The organism is Pontibacillus sp. HN14 (assembly GCF_021129245.1).
Lineage (GTDB): Bacteria > Bacillota > Bacilli > Bacillales > BH030062 > Pontibacillus.
Genome location: NZ_JAJOLR010000006.1, coordinates 164,081 through 182,810, shown reverse-complemented (window position 1 = coordinate 182,810; position 18,730 = coordinate 164,081). Strand labels below are relative to the sequence as shown.

The 18,730-nt window shown below is 40.7% G+C and carries 18 protein-coding genes; 4 read left to right on the top strand and 14 right to left on the bottom strand.

The features are described 5' to 3' along the window. Window positions 1-75: 75 nt before the first annotated feature. From LQ226_RS17250 to LQ226_RS17225, 6 genes are all read right to left on the bottom strand, one after another. Window positions 76-714, bottom strand: a complete 639-nt coding sequence (locus LQ226_RS17250) for a YczE/YyaS/YitT family protein (RefSeq protein ID WP_231419295.1) — start codon at window positions 712-714, stop codon at window positions 76-78. Window positions 715-1,015: 301 nt separating this feature from the next. Beyond that, window positions 1,016-1,651, bottom strand: a complete 636-nt coding sequence (locus LQ226_RS17245; RefSeq protein WP_231419294.1) for a YczE/YyaS/YitT family protein — start codon at window positions 1,649-1,651, stop codon at window positions 1,016-1,018. Between the two features lie 277 nt (window positions 1,652-1,928). Beyond that, window positions 1,929-2,618 (bottom strand): GntR family transcriptional regulator, encoded by a 690-nt coding sequence (locus tag LQ226_RS17240; protein ID WP_231419293.1) that lies wholly within the window; start codon window positions 2,616-2,618, stop codon window positions 1,929-1,931. Window positions 2,619-2,684: 66 nt separating this feature from the next. Continuing rightward, window positions 2,685-3,533: a YitT family protein gene (locus tag LQ226_RS17235; RefSeq protein ID WP_231419292.1), complete on the bottom strand. Its 849-nt coding sequence runs from the start codon at window positions 3,531-3,533 to the stop codon at window positions 2,685-2,687. Between the two features lie 262 nt (window positions 3,534-3,795). Continuing rightward, window positions 3,796-4,236, bottom strand: a complete 441-nt coding sequence (locus LQ226_RS17230; protein WP_231419291.1) for an SRPBCC family protein — start codon at window positions 4,234-4,236, stop codon at window positions 3,796-3,798. Between the two features lie 62 nt (window positions 4,237-4,298). Then, window positions 4,299-4,676, bottom strand: a complete 378-nt coding sequence (locus tag LQ226_RS17225; RefSeq protein ID WP_231419290.1) for a hypothetical protein — start codon at window positions 4,674-4,676, stop codon at window positions 4,299-4,301. 144 nt (window positions 4,677-4,820) lie between these two features. Between LQ226_RS17225 and LQ226_RS17220 the strand changes: the two genes are divergently transcribed. Next, window positions 4,821-6,056, top strand: a complete 1,236-nt coding sequence (locus LQ226_RS17220; protein WP_231419289.1) for an Ig-like domain-containing protein — start codon at window positions 4,821-4,823, stop codon at window positions 6,054-6,056. Between the two features lie 332 nt (window positions 6,057-6,388). On the opposite strand, the gene LQ226_RS17215 is transcribed toward LQ226_RS17220, so the two are convergent. The 3 genes from LQ226_RS17215 to LQ226_RS17205 all read right to left on the bottom strand — a co-directional run bounded on the left by LQ226_RS17215 (window position 6,389) and on the right by LQ226_RS17205 (window position 11,263). Further along, window positions 6,389-8,812: a glycogen/starch/alpha-glucan phosphorylase gene (locus tag LQ226_RS17215; protein WP_231419288.1), complete on the bottom strand. Its 2,424-nt coding sequence runs from the start codon at window positions 8,810-8,812 to the stop codon at window positions 6,389-6,391. After that, window positions 8,812-10,251 carry a glycogen synthase gene (locus LQ226_RS17210; RefSeq protein ID WP_231419287.1) on the bottom strand — a complete coding sequence of 480 codons (1,440 nt, stop codon included), beginning with the start codon at window positions 10,249-10,251 and terminating at the stop codon, window positions 8,812-8,814. Before LQ226_RS17210 ends, LQ226_RS17215 begins: the two co-directional genes overlap by 1 nt. A gap of 142 nt (window positions 10,252-10,393) precedes the next feature. Continuing rightward, a complete protein-coding gene (locus tag LQ226_RS17205; RefSeq protein ID WP_231419286.1) occupies window positions 10,394-11,263 on the bottom strand; it encodes a DNA-3-methyladenine glycosylase family protein in 870 nt (289 codons plus the stop codon). A 153-nt stretch (window positions 11,264-11,416) separates the two neighbouring features. Here LQ226_RS17205 and LQ226_RS17200 point away from each other — a divergent pair, with 153 nt between their 5' ends. Both LQ226_RS17200 and LQ226_RS17195 read left to right on the top strand, forming a co-directional pair. Further along, window positions 11,417-11,818 carry a VOC family protein gene (locus tag LQ226_RS17200; RefSeq protein WP_231419285.1) on the top strand — a complete coding sequence of 134 codons (402 nt, stop codon included), beginning with the start codon at window positions 11,417-11,419 and terminating at the stop codon, window positions 11,816-11,818. A gap of 11 nt (window positions 11,819-11,829) precedes the next feature. Further along, entirely contained in the window at window positions 11,830-12,453 is a 624-nt protein-coding gene (locus LQ226_RS17195; protein ID WP_231419284.1) for a class I SAM-dependent methyltransferase, read from the top strand. Window positions 12,454-12,481: 28 nt separating this feature from the next. On the opposite strand, the gene pdaA is transcribed toward LQ226_RS17195, so the two are convergent. The 4 genes from pdaA to LQ226_RS17175 form a co-directional block, all read right to left on the bottom strand. Then, the gene (gene pdaA, locus LQ226_RS17190) at window positions 12,482-13,252 is read right to left on the bottom strand and encodes a delta-lactam-biosynthetic de-N-acetylase (protein ID WP_231419374.1); all 771 of its coding nucleotides are present in this window, start codon (window positions 13,250-13,252) and stop codon (window positions 12,482-12,484) included. 211 nt (window positions 13,253-13,463) lie between these two features. Further along, window positions 13,464-14,783, bottom strand: coding sequence for a Na+/H+ antiporter family protein (locus LQ226_RS17185; RefSeq protein WP_231419283.1), 1,320 nt, complete (start codon window positions 14,781-14,783; stop codon window positions 13,464-13,466). Between the two features lie 315 nt (window positions 14,784-15,098). Next, window positions 15,099-16,187: an AimR family lysis-lysogeny pheromone receptor gene (locus LQ226_RS17180; RefSeq protein ID WP_231419282.1), complete on the bottom strand. Its 1,089-nt coding sequence runs from the start codon at window positions 16,185-16,187 to the stop codon at window positions 15,099-15,101. Window positions 16,188-16,536: 349 nt separating this feature from the next. After that, entirely contained in the window at window positions 16,537-16,683 is a 147-nt protein-coding gene (locus LQ226_RS17175; RefSeq protein WP_231419281.1) for an SE1561 family protein, read from the bottom strand. 145 nt (window positions 16,684-16,828) lie between these two features. Between LQ226_RS17175 and LQ226_RS17170 the strand changes: the two genes are divergently transcribed. After that, a complete protein-coding gene (locus LQ226_RS17170; RefSeq protein ID WP_231419280.1) occupies window positions 16,829-17,713 on the top strand; it encodes a mechanosensitive ion channel family protein in 885 nt (294 codons plus the stop codon). Window positions 17,714-17,833: 120 nt separating this feature from the next. Here LQ226_RS17170 and LQ226_RS17165 read toward each other — a convergent pair whose 3' ends face one another. Continuing rightward, on the bottom strand, window positions 17,834-18,643 hold the full coding sequence (locus tag LQ226_RS17165; protein ID WP_231419279.1) for a YfkD famly protein: 810 nt from the start codon (window positions 18,641-18,643) through the stop codon (window positions 17,834-17,836). Window positions 18,644-18,730 lie beyond the last annotated feature (87 nt).

Genomic DNA, 18,730 nt, shown 5'->3' with positions numbered 1-18,730 from the left:
TTCCTTCTCCTCTACTAAACATAAAAAAGCACGAGGTCTTTCTTCTACTAATAGAAGCAAAGAACCTCGTGCCTATTATGAAATGAGTTCAACCTCATCTTGATAGCTAGGGTGAAAGCGATAATACATCGGATAGGTCCTCATATACCAGAATTGAATAGCTGGGCCTAAGAAGAGGATGCCAGCTAACGTCCCAAGACCAACTGGACCTCCGATTAGAAATGCACTAGTAGCCATTACAACAGCTACGACCGTTTGCCCCATACGTAAGCTTAGGTTAAAACGATGACTTACAGTTAAGAAGAGCTGATCCACTGGTGCACGCGGGAATTCGGGCACAATGTAGATCGCCACACCAAGCCCTGTAATCAGAACGCCTGATATGAGCATGATCACTTGCAACAGAAACGGAGCTGCTGCGAAATCTAAATGTCCAAATACGATCTCAAGCCAGAAGTCTAGAATGAATCCTTCTAGTAAAACGGGAATCACTGCCCGAAATTCAGGTGCTTGTTTAACTAGCCATCCATTTAAAAAGATAATAAGAAATTGAAAGATAGCATACCACGTACCTACCGTAAAACCGAACAGGTCAGACATCCCAATGAAAAAAGAAGTCCAGAAACCTGCGCCAAGTGTGGCATTAATAATTAATGCTACACCAAAGAAATTGACAAACATTCCAAGAAGGTAAACCGTTACTCTGTATAACATGACGATTTCCCCCTTTCTTTGATGTAATCTTTTACTAAGCTCTAGGGCCAATCAAAAATCCTGAAAACATTCTACACCCGCTAAAACCACTGGTCAATACGTGTGCATCAGTTATTTATTAACGATTTTTAACAAACTAACACTTACCATGAAAGAGACATCAACCTTTCCTCAGGAACTCTTAAACTCCCACTTCGTTTCCGTTATCTATATACGAAAAGGAACAACTTCAAAATAAAAAAGAACCTGAGGGTGCTTCCTTCTCTACCATAGAGAAGGAAGCTCTCAGGTTCTTTTTCATCTATACTAATTCAAGTTCATCTTGATATTGAGGATGTAACCTATAATAAACCGGATAAGCATGCGTGTACCAGAACTGAATACCAGGGCCAAGGAATAGCATATTCGCTAACGTCCCAATGCCAACGGGACCTCCAATCAGATACGCGCTAATCGTTACAATAACAGCTACGATCGTTTGCCCTGTTCCAAGACTTACATTAAAACGTTTTCCAATGGCAAGGAACAATTGATTCATTGGTCCACGCGGAAATTCAGGCAGGATATAGATCGCAACACCGAGTCCACAAAAGATGACGCCAGCGATTAACATGACGATCTGTACGGCATATGGTGCAGTTGCAAAATTAAAGTTAGAGAAAACGACTTCTAACCAGAAATCTAATATTAAACTCTCTAATACGACTGGAATAATCGCTTTATATTCTGGAGCTTGTCTTACAAGCCAAGCATTTAAAAAGATAATTAAGAATTGAAAGATCCCGGTCCAAGTTCCGACCGTAAATCCAAATAAATCAGAAAGACCTATAAAGAAAGAAGCCCAAAACCCAGCTCCTAATGCTGCATTAACAATCAAGGCTACACCAAAGAAATTAACAAACATCCCAATTAGATAAACCGTAATTCTATATGACAATGAAGGGTCCCCTTTCTTAGTTCCGATGGCTAAGATGACCTTTATTTTTAAACCATTGATAATTGTAAAATCTACCACTTCTAGAGTCAATGAATTTACTAGATTTTTTGCCAAAAATAGTTTAAATTTCTATGATAAAGGGAAATGTAAACGTTATCTTTTTTATATTGATGTTCCTCGATATATTTCATAATTTTTAGATAAGTATAATTTCGACCTAAATATTAAACCTACACTAAAAAAGACTGATCGTTGTGATGATAAACCACCCAACTGATCAGTCTTTAAGAACGTTCTCTAAGGAACGATAAGTTGTCTTCTGTAAGTTCATAGATTCCAAGCTAAATTCCATATGGCGATCAATTAAATACAACAGACGGTCAAGGTCCCGGTTGTCGAGCGCTTCTATAATATGCTCGTGTTCAATAATACGAGTATTCCCCTCTATAGAAGAATCCCGATCATAGAATCCGTCAAACAAAACTAGATACACGTTCATTTGGTCAAGAATTCGTTCCATATATTCTTGCAAAAAGCTGTTCCTGGTTTTTTGCGCCAAATACATATGAAAAGATTTATTGACGTTAATATAGTGTAAAATGTCTACACGCTCATACGTTTCTTTCTCTTCAGAGATTAAATCCTTCATGGCTTTAAGATCTTCATCCGTTACGAAATCGATTGCTAAGCGCGCTGCTGTGCTCTCTAATTCTTTCCTCATAACAAAGGCTTGTTTAATTTCCTCAACGTTAGGTTGAACGACAAAAGCCCCGCGGTTTGGCACAATGGTGACAAGACCTTCTTGCTCCAAGCGAATCATGGCATGGCGAATCGGCGTTCTCGAGACACTCAGTTGCTCAGCAATCGTCTTTTCAACGAGCTGCGTTCCAGGAGCAATCCTTCTGTAAAGAATGGCTTCTTTCAGCGATTGATGAACGTGATCGATCATTGATTTTTTCTCACTCATGGTGACTGATACATCCTTTATAAACAAGTTCTTTTGTGACAAGTTTATTCCGTGTCCATTTCTCTCTTACGCTAAGCGTTTGAAGTTCTCTCCAATAATTTCATTCATGGAATGAACCGTAATAAACGCTGTATGATCAATTTCTGCAATATATTTTTTGAGACGCGTATAATCCTTACGCTTCAGAATTGTTGTAATTACTTCTTTTGAGTCTTGTGTAAAGGCACCTTTCGCTGTATGAATCGTGGCCCCTTTTCCAAGTTCATTTACTATAAATTCTTGAACGCGTTCACTCTCACGACTAATGATGACAATCTCTTTATTATTATCGAATTGCTGTAGTGCGTAGTCGATCACAATTCCATTCAGAATGACACCAAAGAAAGCATAAAGCCCAATTTGTGGTCCAAATAGGAATACAGATGACGTGGCAATCGCAATATCAGATAGTAATACAGCTTTCCCAAGTTCTAAGGAGAAGAATTTATTAATAATCATAGCAACAATATCCGTACCACCAGTAGACGCTCCCTGGTGAAAGACCATTGCAATACCAGCGGCTGCAATCATTTGACCAATAATAAGTTGAATTAGAATATCATCAGATAACGGCTGACTTAAAGGCGCTAGTTCCTCTAAAGCCCAAACCATAAAAGATACTGCAAAGCTTGTATAGATCGTTTTCGCCCCGAAGTTAAATCCGATAAAGATGAACCCTAATATGAAACAAAAAACGTTTAAAATTAACATAACAAGTCCAAGAGAAATATCTGGATAAATATTGTGAAGAACGATTGAAAGACCACTTACCCCGCCTGTTGCCAGGTTGTTAGGAGATAGGAAAAAGTGAACATTTACCGCTAAACAAAATACACCCAGATTGATAATTAAAAAAGAAAGGACTTTTTTGAACATACGCATCTTCCTTTACTTCAAATTGTTTTCGTATTGTCGACCAAAATTGTAGTACAATCTGAAATTATAAGACGCAAATAAGACGGTGTAAACAGATAAATATAACTTTTTACAAAAAATCTACAGACAGCTCCATCCGCTGATACAAAGGCGTTAGAAAGCGTTTACTTAAACTAATTTTCTAACAATTATAAAGAACTTAATACACACATAAAAAAGGCTTAGAGCCACTTTGCTCTAAGCCTTCTTTGAACATCCTGCTTTATTTATCTTCTAGCGCGCGTTTAATAAGTTGGAGATGATCCCCATCTTCTTTTTGAAGAGTCTTCTTAAACATCGGCTTGATCATTTTCATCTTTAACGTAGAAGCTTTAAGTTCACACTCGAATGTAACCTTCGTTTCTGAATCTCCCTGGCTATGAAAGGCATAATGGTAAATCGTTTCTAACCCTTCAAGGGCACTTCGCACAGAGTAGCGCTCATTGGGTACGAAATCAATTACTTCAATAGTCGAGGTGACTTTTCTACCTCTGATTTCCCTTGTTTCACTTATTTTAGTCCCAATGCCAAACTCGCCTTCTGTAACCTTTTGGGCCTCCACGACATTTGGCATCATATCTTTAAAATGGTCAGGGTCCGTCGTAAAAGAAAAAACCTCTTCACACGGGCGTTCAATTACAACTTCATCTGTAAAAGCACTCACAATTAGTCTCCTCCCCAAACGTTCTAGTTCCTCTATTATATCAAATGGGGAGGGTTTGTAATCTAGGAAGTGTGTGGCAATGAGGGTGGATTCGTAGATTGGGTGTGGATAATATAAGAAAGCGCTTCCTTTTCTGTTGAAAATTTACCTTCTATTGGGAACCATCCAAAGCGTTGTCTCAAACCTTGAACAGCTTCAAGATCGATGTACTTTAATTGGCCTGACTCATCGCGATAGACAGCATAGCCTTGTGTATCCAATTGAATATTTCCTTGCTGCATTCGCTTCTCTATATACCTCCGGGCCTGCTTCCTTGTAGGAAAGGCTGCTACAACATCAACATATCCCCAAACCTTCTGGAGTCCTTGATAATCATAGCTCGACAATATAAAAAAGCAATCAGGGGTTTGTACAACGACGAAGCGTTTCGCTCTTTCCATAGTTTCTTCCCCTCCTAAATGTAGCCTCTCTTCCATTATATCTCACTTCCTTTCTTTTATACTAGTCCAAATGAACGATTCATTTTACAAGTATGCTAGACTTATAATAGAAGAAAATACTAGAAATTTTGGAGGTATTATCACTTGAGAACATGGAAGATCGCCCTATCGATGGTTATGGTTATGATGCTGATGGTCATGTCCTATTCCCCTGCTACCGCTCAGCCTTCGACATCTAAGGAACTCACGATGGCTGAAAAGAAAGAAATCTTAACCTTAACAGCACTGGATTATGGAATTCCACCAGAGATCTTAAAGGCTATTGCTTATGAAGAAACCCGCATGATGCAGTTTAACGAAGACGGTACCCCGATTGAAACAAACGACAAAGGAATCGGGATCATGCAAGTCACCAATTACGACGGTGAAGTTGATGAGAATCGACTTAAAACCGATACAGCTTACAACATAAAAATAGGCGCTGAAATCTTAAAAGACAAATGGAACTGGATGGAAGCAAACGACAAAAGAGGACTCCCATCTATTAATGAAAGCAATCCCAAAATCCTGGAGCACTGGTATTTCCCAATCATGGCTTATAACGGTGCTTCAAAAAGAAATGACCCATCTGAACAAGTTGGGCTAACCTATCAGGAAGGGATTTATGACCGCATCGAAAAGAGCAGCTTAATTAATATCTCTCCTCTTCCAGAACTCGACTTTAATTACAACGAAGAAGGTGAACTCAAATTCCCAACCATGCACTACCAATGGGATCAAGCCAACACCTACTCTAGCCAGATGTTCTCTAAAGGGGACAACGTGGTCCTAATGAATGCTTCTAACTTTAATGAAAATTTCAGCCCTGCTTACGGCAACCTAAGAACTTCTCTTGAAGATGGAGCACCCGTTGTTGAAGAAGTTCCTTACTATACACAACTTACCATTGTAAGCGGCCCTCACTTCACAAACGACCAGAAACGAGATAATCATTTCATAACCTACGAAGTGAAAGGAAACGGCATTAATGGATACATCGCATCAGCAAACCTGAGAGATGACGACAGCTTTCAAACGGTTTTCTTGAAGAAAGAATCCCTACAACCAAGCAAAGCCGTCTCTCCACAGAAAACCTGGACCGTTTCATTTAACACGAAAATTGAACGTGACACCGTCACACCAAGAAACCTATATATCGTAAGTGAAAACGGAGTCGGCATAAGCTCCACCGTCTCACTAACCGATGACCTAAAAGCCGTTACCATCAACCCCACAAAAGACCTAGACCCTGGCACGTACCACCTTTACATCAAAGATATTCAATCCGCCAAAGGGGTAGACATCAAAGAACCTATACAAATGACCTTTACCGTTCAGTAAAGAGCAAAAAGGATGACGCTAAGCGTCATCCCTTTTTTGTTGAACCTTCGATGTTGAAAAAATTTTTTAAGAATAGAGCCGTAGACGTTTAACATTCAACATTCTAATATGGCTTGTTTCCTTTCTTCCTATTACGGCAAAGGTGGGCCTGGAAACTGCGAGACTCCCGTGGGCAGAAGAGCCTAGGTGAGACCCCGGAGGCCGGCTTTGCCGGCTGAGGAGGCTCACCAGCTCCCCACAGGAAAGCGAGTGGTTTCCAGGCCCACCTTATACTCAACTAAAGTTAAAGGAAACATTCTCGCTAGATCCGAGTCCACTATATAGGAGGACAGTTAAATAAAGACTGGCTCAAGCTGCCAGATACCGCTCGCATACTCATGAATCGTTCGATCACTCGAAAACTTCCCGGAATGAGCAATATTATGCAAACTCATACGACGCCATTCTTGTTGATCCGCATAAGCTTTTGCAATACGCTGCTGCGTATCAATATAAGCAGAAAAATCTTTCAGCACGAAAAATTCATCATGGTCAATCAGACTATAGTAAATCGACTTAAAGTCGACATCCTCTTTTACAAACGTTCCATTCATCAGTTGATCTAGTATCCGCTTTAACCTAGGATCTTGATTGTACATCTCCCTTGCATGGTAGCCACCTTTTTCATAATAAGACAGCACCTCGTGCGGTTTGAGACCGAATAAAAAGATATTCTCCTCCCCTACCGCTTCAGCCATTTCTATATTAGCTCCATCATGGGTCCCGATTGTTACAGCCCCATTCATCATGAACTTCATGTTCCCCGTCCCTGAAGCTTCCTTACTGGCTGTTGAAATTTGTTCACTAATATCAGAGGCAGGAATGATCCGCTCAGAATCAGATACACCGTAGTTTCGAATAAAGACAACTTTAATTTGATCGTCAATAGAAGGATCATTGTTAATGACATCCGCAATGGTATGAATCAGCTTCACAACACTTTTGGCTAAGTGATAACTAGGAGCCGCTTTCCCTCCAAAGATAAACGTTCGCGGCGTAATTCTTGCCTTCGGATTTTCTTTAAGGCGATGATAAAGGTCCATAATATGAAACACATTTAATAACTGACGTTTGTACGCATGCATCCGCTTGATTTGTACATCAAAGATCGAGTCAGGGTCCACAGCAATACCGTAATGATCAGCAATATGATTCGACAGCCTTTCTTTGTTATGGCGCTTTACATAAGCACTTGCCTCTTGGAGGGCCGGATCATTTGTAAGAGGCTGCAGATTCATAAGGTCACTCGGATTTTTTAACCAAGTTGAACCGATCGCTTCTGTAATGACTTTAGACAGATCCGAATTCGCATACATAAGCCATCGTCTATGAGTAATGCCGTTTGTCTTATTATTAAACTTATGAGGAGCCCACTCATAGAATGATTTCATCAACTCTTTCTTTAAGATATTACTATGAAGCTTCGATACACCGTTCACACTATAGCTTCCAACCACAGCTAAATTCGCCATATTCACATACCCATCCGCGATAATAGCCATATGGTGAATCTTCTCCCACTCCCCGGGATATGTTTCCCAAAGCGTTTTGCAGAAACGCTCATTGATCTCATCGATGATCATATAGATCCTCGGGAGAAGCGTTTGCATCAAATCAACAGACCATCTCTCAAGCGCTTCTGCCATAAGCGTGTGATTCGTATAAGAGATTGTTTTCTTTGTAATGGACCACGCTTCATCCCAACCTAGTCCTTCCTGATCCATTAAAAGGCGCATTAACTCTGGGATCGCCAGGACCGGATGAGTATCATTTGTATGAATCGCGACTTTGTTAGGAAGCTCCGATAAGTCATTGTGCATTCTTTTGAATCGGCACAGAATACTTTGAAGATTGGCTGATACGAGGAAGTATTGTTGTTTTAACCGAAGTCGTTTGCCCTCCTCTGTAGAATCATCAGGGTATAAGAATTCGGATATGGCTTCTGTGGCTTTCTTGTATTCTATAAGACGATGATAGTTGTGGTCATTCATTTGGTTGAAATCGAAATCTTTAATCGCCGATTCTGCGCTCCATAAGCGAAGAGAGTTTACCGTTTGGTTTTGATAGCCTACTACAGGCATATCGTAAGGGACAGCCAGAACCGGTTCGTAATCCTCATGAACAAAGGTCAGACCCCCGTCTTTTTCATAAGAAGTAACACGCCCTCCGAAGCGAACTTCTACTGCTTTATCAGATTTCCGAAGCTCCCACACATTTCCTTCTCTGAGCCAATAATCCGGAATTTCTACTTGATAACCATCGACAATCTTTTGTTCAAACAAGCCATATTTGTATCGAATTCCGCACCCGTGCCCTGGAAGACGAAGGGAAGCCATCGAATCGAGGAAGTCTGCAGCAAGACGCCCCAATCCACCATTTCCGAGTCCTGCATCTGGTTCTTGCTCTTCAATTCGGTCTAAATCGATCCCCAATTCTTCTAACCCTTGTTCACACAACTCACGGATGCCAAGGTTCATTAAATTGCTTTTTAATAATTTACCGAGCAGGAATTCCATAGACAGGTAATAGACTTGCTTCTCACCCTTATCCCGGTATTGGTTGTTCGTCGTAATCCAACTTCGGCTCACGTGTTCCCGAACCATTGACCCAAGCGTCATATATTGATCAGCGAGTGTCGTCTCCTCCACTCCTTTTCCATGCATGTTCACAAGCCTCTCAAGATAAGCGTCTTTAAAAGCATCCACGTTTCGAAACATTATAACCGCACCTCCTGGTCAGTATATAATAGAAGCTTTTGATACAAGTTTACGTATGCGGCAGATGGTTGATGCCATCCGCAATCGCAAGCTTTGATATTTTGAGTAATGCGCCACCATAGTAATGGGTCATCATAGAAGTGAAGCGCCCTTCTGAATGTGTGAAGCATGTCGTGAGCGTTGTAGCATGTGAAAGAAAATCCGGTTCCTTCCCCTGTGAATTCATTGAAAGACACGACCGTATCTCGCAAACCACCCGTTTCCCGAACAAGGGGCACTACTTCATACCGAAAAGCCATGAGAGTTTTACTAGTCCCTGGTTCATACTTAGAGGGCAACAGAGAAATGTCAGAAGCCGCATACATTTGCCTCAACAACTCTTCATCTGAACCTAAATGAACAAACATTTTCCCTCTATACGTCTCTTCAAAAGCCTTTAGTTTCTCCTCGAATATTGGATCTCCTTTTCCAATTACAAGAACTTGTACGTCTTCTTCCATCATCTCATCGAAGACATGTACGATAAGGTCCATTCCTTTATCCCCCACTAATGGAGTATCCAACAAAAAGACCGGTACTTCTCTGACGGGCAGATGAAGCTGTTCCTGAAGGACTCTTTTATTAACTGATTTCCATTCTTTCAGAGGAGGATGACATACAAGAGACGGGTCAGTATAAGGGTCATAAACCGAACCATCCATTCCAATCTGAATTCCAGTCAGCTTAGCTTGTTGTTCTCTGATCACGCCGTCTAACCCACACCCAAAGTAAGGGTCCCCTATCTCAGAAGCAAACGTTTCACTCAAAGTGGTTAGATGATCACTGTAAACTAAAGCTCCTTTCGTGACGTTCACTCCTCCATAGAATTCACACCGCGCTTCTTCACACCCCATCAGATCATGGAATGTTCCAGAAGGATAGACACCTTGTTCATTCATTTGATGAATGGTAAAGACGGTTTTTAACGAGTCATAATAAGGATCATGGGAATAGGCTTCACTCAACAAATACGGAATAAAGCCTGTTCGCCAATCATGACAATGGAGGAGGTCAGGCTTATGCTTAAGTTCTGGTAATACTTCAAGAACAGCCTGACTAAAGAATGCAAAACGCTCAGCTTCATGAAAAGACTGAGGGTCTCCGTAAATTTCTTCCTCACCAAAATACTCTTCTTGTTCGACAAAATAATAACGGATTCCATCAAACACGGCTTCCTTCAAATGAAAACCCTTCTCTCTCCATCCTAGCCTGACACGGCATGTTGCCCTGGTATCCATCACGGTACGGAAATGAGATGGAATTGCTTTATATAAAGGGAGTATGACACTTACTTCAACACCCTTCTCTTGAAGGGCCTTCGGTAAGGACCCAAGAAGGTCAGCTACTTCATTTGTTTTACAAAAAGGCATGCATTCTGAAGCAATGTGTAATACGTTCATATTCCCTCTCCTTACATTCATCTTCTAACAGACGCTTAACAGTCTAAAAGGCATATAGAAAAATGTATGCACAGGTTGAAGAAACATGACGCTTTTCCGGTAGCATAAAAAAGCCCAACCACGCTTGTGGTCAGGCTTTTCTCTATCCTTCTATACTTCTCCATAGAGTAAGTGAGGCATAACTTTTGTATGGGGTCCACTCTGGACTCATGGCATCTATTTGGTCATGCTTTGGCTTTGACTCTAACTCAAAGTATCGCTTCAGTGCATTTTGAATCCCGATATCAGCTTTTGGTAAAAAGTCTGCTCGTCCTGCACCAAATAATAGCCAATTCTCAACTGTCCAGGGGCCAATCCCGCGGATCTTCGTGAGCTTCTTCATGACCTCTTCATTCCCAAGCCCAGTGAGCTCATTTAGGTCTAGCTCTCCATTAACAATCTTCCTCGAGGTATCGATTACATATTCCGCTTTTCGTTGACTGAACTGTAGCTCCCTAAGTTCTTCATACGGAATATCTGCTACACGTTCAGGGGTTGGATAGAACCATACTCCATCAATTTCATTCCCATAAGTCTTCACAAACCGAGTACTCAATGTATAGGCAAACTTCATATTGAGTTGCTGATGAATAATCGTTTTCATCAGGCAGTCATAAGGATGATAGTCTTTGACAATCGGCGTATGAGGGTGATCAGTAAATAATTGAGCAAGATTCGTATGCATAAAGTGCTCTTGAATCACCCCAAGGTCAATATCCCACTGAAATAAATCATGGATCCGGTGAAGCAACTCTTTTTTTCTATCCTCGGAGTCGCCCCTAATGACAAACTCAGGCTCTTCTCTTGTTCCTCTAGCTTCCACATGCACAACGTGTTGTTCATCCCCTAGTTGTACAGGAATAAGAACCCATCTTTCTTCTTTGCTTAAATGACTTAATGGATCAAGACTAAAGCGAATCAGCGTATAGTCAAAATCATAAGGGGTTGATAACCGAACGGTTTCCTCCCACACCTGAACCCTCTCCCTTCTTCGACGATCTGATTTCTTATTACGCTACCTAAAAACCTTCCTATTGTAAATCAATAAGGTTTTCTTGTTTACCCTTCCCTTAAAAAAGGAAAAGAAAAAGCAACAGAACGTAAACAATGCGAAGAGGTGAACATAATGGATGACAAATTAATCGTTAAAATTGCAACCATTGAAATCCCAGTTTCAGACTTGGACAAGTCACAAGAGTTTTATACTGAAATACTCGGGCTACACACAGTAGAGAAGAAAGACCATGTTTGTTACCTTTCTTTCGGCGAAAAGGGAACAGCAACCATTAAATTAACGGAAACAGATCAGGTTTCACCTTTATATTTTTCTAACTCAAACGAGAATATTGAGCACAATCCTGTCATAGATTTTTATACAACGGATATTCATGCCTGCCATCACTTCTTCCACGATGTGAGCCTCTCGGTAACCAATATTGAAGAAGCCGATCGCGGGAAAGCTTTTTACTTCCAAGATCCTGATGAGCACTGGCTATCCATGAGTTCCACGAACCACGCAAATGAATAGGAGTTGATTTCATGAGCTCCGAGCAAATGGGGGCGGTTCATTCTTATCCAGATTCCCCCAAAGGATATCATCATTTTATTCAAACGTGTGAAAGAAATGGCACCTGTTTCGTTAACAAGAACGTCTTAGTTCTAGGATGCGGAAGCGGCTCGTTCACAAACGCTCTCTCCCAACATCAAGTGCATGTTACAGGGCTTGATCGTTCTGAGGAGAAACTTAAAGTGGCCAAAAGCCAAAATGAAAAGATTATTTATCGCAAAGGAGATGCAGAGCACCTCCCATTTGAAAAGGACAGTTTCGATATCGTGGTGGCATTTGGGGTATGGCACTTATTTGACCGCCCTAAAGTATTAAGCGAAGTCAGTCGTGTCCTAAATGACAAGGGTCTCCTTTTCATCGCACAGGAAGCCATGCATTCGGCCGAGCGTCAAACCAAAATTCTCCCCCATTTCCCAGAGGTATGGAGCAAAGAATGGCAAGAAACAAAATGGCAGATCAAAGATCAGTGGCAAGTTCAGCCCCTCCCATCTTCCTCCGAACGTGAAAAAACGTTTTTTCAAAATGATCAACGTGTACACGAGACTAATTTTATGGAAGTAGAAACGAGCTATTCTTGTATTACCTTAAAGAAATAGCGAGCCTTTAGTAAAGGCTCGCTATTTTTTATAGTCCTGATAGCGTCTGCAACGGATCAGGTAACATCTGTTTTAACACGAGATCATCCAAGCTTTTAAATGTATAGCCTCTCTTATGAAGCTCATCGATCATATGTTCAAGAGCCAGCGCGTTATCTTCTGAAACGGTGTGCAATAAGATAATGGCCCCTGGGTGGACTTGTTGCATCACACTTCGGTATGCGTACTCCCACCCTTTTTGTCCATCTGTATGCCAATCAACGAAGGCAAGTGACCAGAACATCGTAATATAGCCTAATTCTTGAGTAGCAGCAAGACTATTCTCACTAAACGTCCCTCTAGGCGGACGTAGGTATTGCATCGAGTCTTGATCTGTTATCTTAGCCACAGCATCTTCGACCCGTTTTAATTCCTTCTTAATCTTCTCGGGAGACGTTTTGGAGAAATCAGGATGACTCCAGGAATGGTTGCCGACTATATGGCCTTCCTTCACCATTCGCTTCACAAGGTCCGAAGCACTGTTTACGTAATGCCCTGTCACAAAAAACGTGGCCGGTACTTCTTTGTCCTTCAGCACATCTAAAATCTCATCCGTGTATCCTTGCTCGTATCCATTATCAAACGTTAAATACACCACTTTCTCATCGGTCTTATCCATGTAATACCCACCGTACTTCTCAAGCAAAGGACCATATTTCCCAACATCAGGCGCCTCTCCCTCACCGCCTCTACTGAATCCCCACCCATAACTACCGTGAGCACTCACATCCGGAGCATACAACAAACTCATCACTACCATACTAATGAGTAAACAAATCCTCACAAGCACACACCACCTTTTTACATTAGTCTCCATCACCACCCACGAAATATACATCACAGAACTAAAGCGTGTCAGACACCCTTTAGCGCTGTAAAGATCTTCAGGGTGTCTGACACCCTGTACTTCTTTAAAGCATAAAAAAGCCTGCCCCGGTGTAGCGGGGCAGGCTAATGGAACATGTATTGATTTATAAGATAATCGCTGCGACCCAACCGAACACAAACAATGGAATGTTGTAGTGTATGAATGTTGGTACGCATGTGTCCCAAATGTGGTTGTGACGCCCATCGGCATTTAAGCCTGATGTCGGGCCAAGTGTACTGTCAGAAGCAGGAGAACCTGCATCCCCGAGCGCTCCGGCTGTACCAATTAGCGCGGCTGTAGCAAGTGGAGAGAACCCAACTGCCATACAAATCGGTACATAAAGAGCGGCTAAGATCGGAATAGTACCAAAGGAAGAACCAATTCCCATTGTAATAACAAGTCCTACAACGAGAAGAAGGAAGGCGATAACCATTTTGTTATCCCCTAGTTGCCCAGATGTTTGCTCAACAAGGGCATTCACAGCTCCTGTCTTCTGAATGACATTCGCGAATCCAGACGCAATTAACATCACAAACGCGATCGTCCCCATCATTCCGATTCCTTCAGAGACAACTTGATCGCCTCGTTTGAAAGGAACAACACGGAAGACAAACATTGAAACAAGGCCAACAAGCGCTCCTAACACCATGCTTCCTGTATACCACTGGATGCCTAAAGCAAAGAGAATCGCCAGGATAGTTAAAGCGTGGTTGAAGCCAAATGGTTCAGCCTTTTCTTCAGTAGCTGCGACCTCCGCTGTTTCAGAATCAACATGAATAACTTCCTTCGGGTCACGCGGCTTACGGTACGTTATGAATACCGCAATGAGTAAACCAACAATCATCCCTAATCCAGGAACAAGCATAGCTTGAGCAATTTCTGGAACAGAGACGGCTGCCCCATTTTCCTTCATGGAGTCCTGAATGGTTTTGTGGAAAATCAGACCGAATCCAGCAGGAATCATTAAATATGGTGCTTTTAAACCAAACGTTAATGCTGTTGCTACACCACGTCGGTCGATTTTCATTTCGTTAAAGAGCTTTAATAAAGGCGGAATGAGAATTGGAATAAAAGCAATGTGGATCGGCACAAGGTTTTGAGATAAAGATGCGACACCTGCAATAACAAGTAGCAGAATGGATCGCTTCCCTTTCATCACCTTTAATAAGTTCTGAACAAGAATTCCTGTAATACCTGAGTAGGCAATTGTGACGGCAAAAGCTCCTAACAAAATATAGCTCAAGGCGACTTCCGCTTGTCCTCCCATACCTTTAATAATTAAATCCAATGTTTCAGTTAAGCTAGCTCCTGTCATTAGACCTGCTGTAAGTCCGGCAGCAAGTATAGCAATAATGACGTTCACTCTGAGCAGACTTAATACAGTCATAACTAGAACCGAAACAACCACTGACCAAGCAAGCATGATTTATGAACCTCCTAAAACCTCAAGAATTTATATATTTTACGTCATCGTATTAGTTCGTTAACAATTTAATATGGTAAAGGACTAACGCAAAAAAATCAACCCTCTTGATTAAAAAAAGGGAGGTGGGAATATCTGATAGTTTTTGAATAAAAAAAAGGAAGCATTGGGATGCTTCCTTAGCTGAATAATAATTAACCCATACCTTTTATATCTGGATCACTAAATTGAATAATTTGGGGTGCAGTCTCTACACTATTATTTTGTTTGTAATCCGCATGTCCTACTTGAAGTGTAATTGCTATTGCAACCGCACTAATGAGCATTAGCGTTCTCTTCTTCAATGCTATTCCACCCCCTTTTTTGCAATTCCCTTAACGGCAGCTTCGAGAAGAAAAAATCTTTCTTTTCCTTCAGCAGCCTTTGATAAGAGTTATATAATACTTTTTCATCCCCTGTAGCTAAACCTAAATAATACTCTTGATAAGGAGTTAGTTCCTCTAGAGAATTCAATAAACGAACCGCCTCTTCAGCGTTACCTTTTACCGCTTCTAAATGCGCCGCTTCAGGTATATCATTAGTTTCTATACCGTCACAATCATTGTTTACCGCATGCATAAAAGGCACAATTCTATTATTAATTACCCCTAGAAAGTAGGATAAATCGTACTTAATGGCTATGTCTTTAGCCTCTTTGATGTATACTTTCGCTTTTTCAAAATCATCAAATACATAAGTTTCCGCTAAATTAGCAGTAACATAACATTTTTTTGCATAATTTATTAAAGAGTTTTCTATTAAATTTCGCCCATAGTTTCTAGCTGCCTCTATGTCATTTCGTTTAAAATGGTGAACGAACAACATTTCATTTTCCCTTAACTGAAAGTATATTCTTAACAAAGTATTATTTATTTTCAATAACTGTTTAGTTAAAATCCCTCTATAATTATCTATAACTTTAAAATCGAACTTGTCACAGTGCACGTAAATCTTAGTGAAAATTATCAAGCATTCTAACTCTGGGTCTGAAGTCTGAAATCTAGAGAAGAATGCCTCAAAGTCATCAATCTCAGCATTCCTCAATTTTCTATCCAAGAAGAATTGATAGAGATAAGCCCACTCCCGATTAATTTGATTTGCTGATTCTTCATTTATTTTAACTAGTTCTTGTACTTCGTCTAGCAATCCATTCATATACAAATACTCCAAACCGACTCGCTTATTTTCGTCAGTTTGGCAATGAAAACAAAATTCTTTCGTTAACTGTATAGTCGTGATCTCATCGTATTCCTTAGTTAACTGCTGCAACACGGTAAACAGCGCGGGTTCATCAGGACCCACTAGCTGCCGGACCGATTCTAATTGCTCAGAAGAACAGACTGGACCGGTTTCTTCATTTCGCATATGCTTAATCCCCTTATATAGAAGATTGAATTCACATCTGATAGTCTTCAAACAAGATGCCGGAATTCTAGTTGCTTTATGAGGTTCATTTATACGGTGTCCTTTTTCACATTTCTACATTGTCAATGATTCTCTTTAACTATCTTAGTTATCATCTTAATATAAAAATGGAATTTTTACCATTCTAAATGTTTAAAAATCAAGAATTTATAGAAAAATCAAGAAAATCTACAAACCCTCCTACATCAGTACCCTAAAACTTCTCCCTTTACTCACATGGTCGATTATACCCACGCACGTAATTCCTTATATGACTATAAAAAAAGACACCTTAAAAGGTGCCTCTTCCCTACATACGATCTTCTAATTCTTCTAGCATTTTAATTAAACGATCCACATCTTCAACAGATGTATGCTCAGGGTCTAACTCGTCAATCTTTGTCATGAATGTATTCAGACGTAATTTCAGTTCGTCAATTCTAGCTTCGTTACTCATGGGTGCGCTCCTTTTTCGGTTGAATTCATGTAGCTCTATCCTATTAGAAAAGTCGTATTTTGTCTAATGGCGCCGAGCGTTTATAGAGCCTCTCTTCAGTCCATGCTATAATAGAGCCATTATAAGGCATGACGGAGGTTTGGTTATGAACGATTGGGTAAGCAATGCACAAGGCTGGTATGACACATTCATTCAAATATTTGATTATAAAATTGTTCAAGTAATTGTAGCCGTTCTGCTCGTTTTCATCGGCGTTCGATTCATAAGACGGTCAATTAGATCCTTCTTTGACCGGACATCTTTCATAGAAGAACGAAAAGAAAAGACGCTTGAATCGATGATCAATTCTATCGTTTCCTATACAGCTACCATTGGAATTATTATTTATGTTCTCTCGGTATACGGCGTACCTGTTGGCAGTATGCTGGCAGGGGCTGGTGTGATTGGTATTATTCTCGGTTTCGGTGCCCAGAGTCTTATACGGGATATACTTTCTGGTATCTTCTTCATCTATGAGAAGCAGTTACACAAAGGTGATTTTGTCTCGATTAACGACAAATTTATTGGAACGGTTGAAGACATTGGACTACGTTTCTTAAAAATCAGGCAGTGGAGCGGGAAACTACTGACAATCAGTAATGGACAAGTATCTTCTATTCAAAACTATAATATAGACCATATGCGTGTCATTGAAGCCATTACAGTCAGCTTCACAGAAGACCCTAAGCGCGTCTTCTCCCTCTTAGAAGAAACGTGCGAACAGCTTAATGAGGAACTTGGACAATACCTCAAGAAAGATTTAACCGATAAACCAATTCAACCTTTCCAAGTGTACGGAATGACTTCTCTAAATAAAGACCACAGAGGGTACGAGTATACCATTGTCGGATTAACAGAAGACCTTGTCTACTGGACCGCAGCGAAAGAGGCCAGAAGGATGATTGCAGAGCGCCTATTTGATGCTGGTATTCAAATGTCACTCCAACACATCGACATCCCCTCACCACCATCCACTGAACAAAACCAATAAAATGCCTGCCCAAAACATGGGGCAGGCATTCTTTAATGCTGCAAAGAACTACCGCGTGTCAGACACCCTTTATCACTGTGAAGCAACGCTTGGTGTCTGGCACGCTTTATCATGCTAAAGTTATTGGATGCTAAAGTTGAAGGAGATGTGGTCTTGGATTGGGATCCAGGCTCCGATTCCTTGTTTGGTTACGTTTTTAACGACCAGGTATTTCTTTGAACCTTTAAGCTCAATGTAAACTTCACCGAACGTAACTTTACCTTTTTCATTTACGGCTGGTGCAAATGCACTTAGTGTCCCGATCTTCTTAGGCGGGATGCCGTATGAATTGTCTTTCTTTGTTCCTTTACCAAATACGGTATGGAAAGAAAGGGGTAAGTCAGTGTTATCTTGTGCTTCAAGAAGCATCATCTTCTTGATATCTTCAGTCTTATCAATCTTAGCTGTTAACCCACCTTTAATGTGCTTTTCAGCTTCTTGATTGTAATTAAGCTTTTGCGTTTCTTTTCCACCTAGATTGTTTAATTGATTTTGGTTAATCTTTTGATACTGCCAGTTGATGCTTGTTTCTTGCGACTCATATTGAAGGGGCCAATGTCCCATATAAATCATCCCACGATACCCAATCGCAACAGGAGAGGGGCGTAGGTTCGTTTCATTTAACATCTTAATCAATTGAGGGTTTTCAATTTTTACTTCTGACCCTTCAATCAGTTCTCTTGTTAGCTCACTTGGCTCTAACGTCATTTGGTCTTGTGTTGAATTTGGGTAGGTATTCTCTTTAGAGATATTTAACACATGACTTGGGATTTTCCCTCTTTCCTCTTGGTTTCCTTCTGGCGCCTTCTTCTCAGCAGCATTTGCAAACCCCGGAACAAGTAAAACAATAGCGACAATAAGAGCAAGGAATTGTTTCATATCTATTTTCATCGGTCACTTTCCTTTCGATTTTTGCTTAGTTTGATCGTCGATCAGGGTTTGTATGCATCTATTGCGCTATTTTTCATTGAACAAAAG

Bases quoted from the DNA above. Each gene is read 5' to 3' on its own strand.
- LQ226_RS17175 (WP_231419281.1), bottom strand. From the start codon at position 16,683: ATGAGTAACGAAGCTAGAATTGACGAACTGAAATTACGTCTGAATACA.
- pdaA (WP_231419374.1), bottom strand. From the start codon at position 13,252: ATGGTAGTGATGAGTTTGTTGTATGCTCCGGATGTGAGTGCTCACGGT.
- LQ226_RS17185 (WP_231419283.1), bottom strand. From the start codon at position 14,783: ATGCTTGCTTGGTCAGTGGTTGTTTCGGTTCTAGTTATGACTGTATTA.
- LQ226_RS17235 (WP_231419292.1), bottom strand. From the start codon at position 3,533: ATGTTCAAAAAAGTCCTTTCTTTTTTAATTATCAATCTGGGTGTATTT.
- LQ226_RS17195 (WP_231419284.1), top strand. From the start codon at position 11,830: ATGAGCTCCGAGCAAATGGGGGCGGTTCATTCTTATCCAGATTCCCCC.
- LQ226_RS17165 (WP_231419279.1), bottom strand. From the start codon at position 18,643: ATGAAAATAGATATGAAACAATTCCTTGCTCTTATTGTCGCTATTGTT.
- LQ226_RS17240 (WP_231419293.1), bottom strand. From the start codon at position 2,618: ATGAGTGAGAAAAAATCAATGATCGATCACGTTCATCAATCGCTGAAA.
- LQ226_RS17215 (WP_231419288.1), bottom strand. From the start codon at position 8,812: ATGTTTCGAAACGTGGATGCTTTTAAAGACGCTTATCTTGAGAGGCTT.
- LQ226_RS17225 (WP_231419290.1), bottom strand. From the start codon at position 4,676: ATGGAAAGAGCGAAACGCTTCGTCGTTGTACAAACCCCTGATTGCTTT.
- LQ226_RS17180 (WP_231419282.1), bottom strand. From the start codon at position 16,187: ATGCGAAATGAAGAAACCGGTCCAGTCTGTTCTTCTGAGCAATTAGAA.
- LQ226_RS17250 (WP_231419295.1), bottom strand. From the start codon at position 714: ATGTTATACAGAGTAACGGTTTACCTTCTTGGAATGTTTGTCAATTTC.
- LQ226_RS17210 (WP_231419287.1), bottom strand. From the start codon at position 10,251: ATGAACGTATTACACATTGCTTCAGAATGCATGCCTTTTTGTAAAACA.
- LQ226_RS17200 (WP_231419285.1), top strand. From the start codon at position 11,417: ATGGATGACAAATTAATCGTTAAAATTGCAACCATTGAAATCCCAGTT.
- LQ226_RS17170 (WP_231419280.1), top strand. From the start codon at position 16,829: ATGAACGATTGGGTAAGCAATGCACAAGGCTGGTATGACACATTCATT.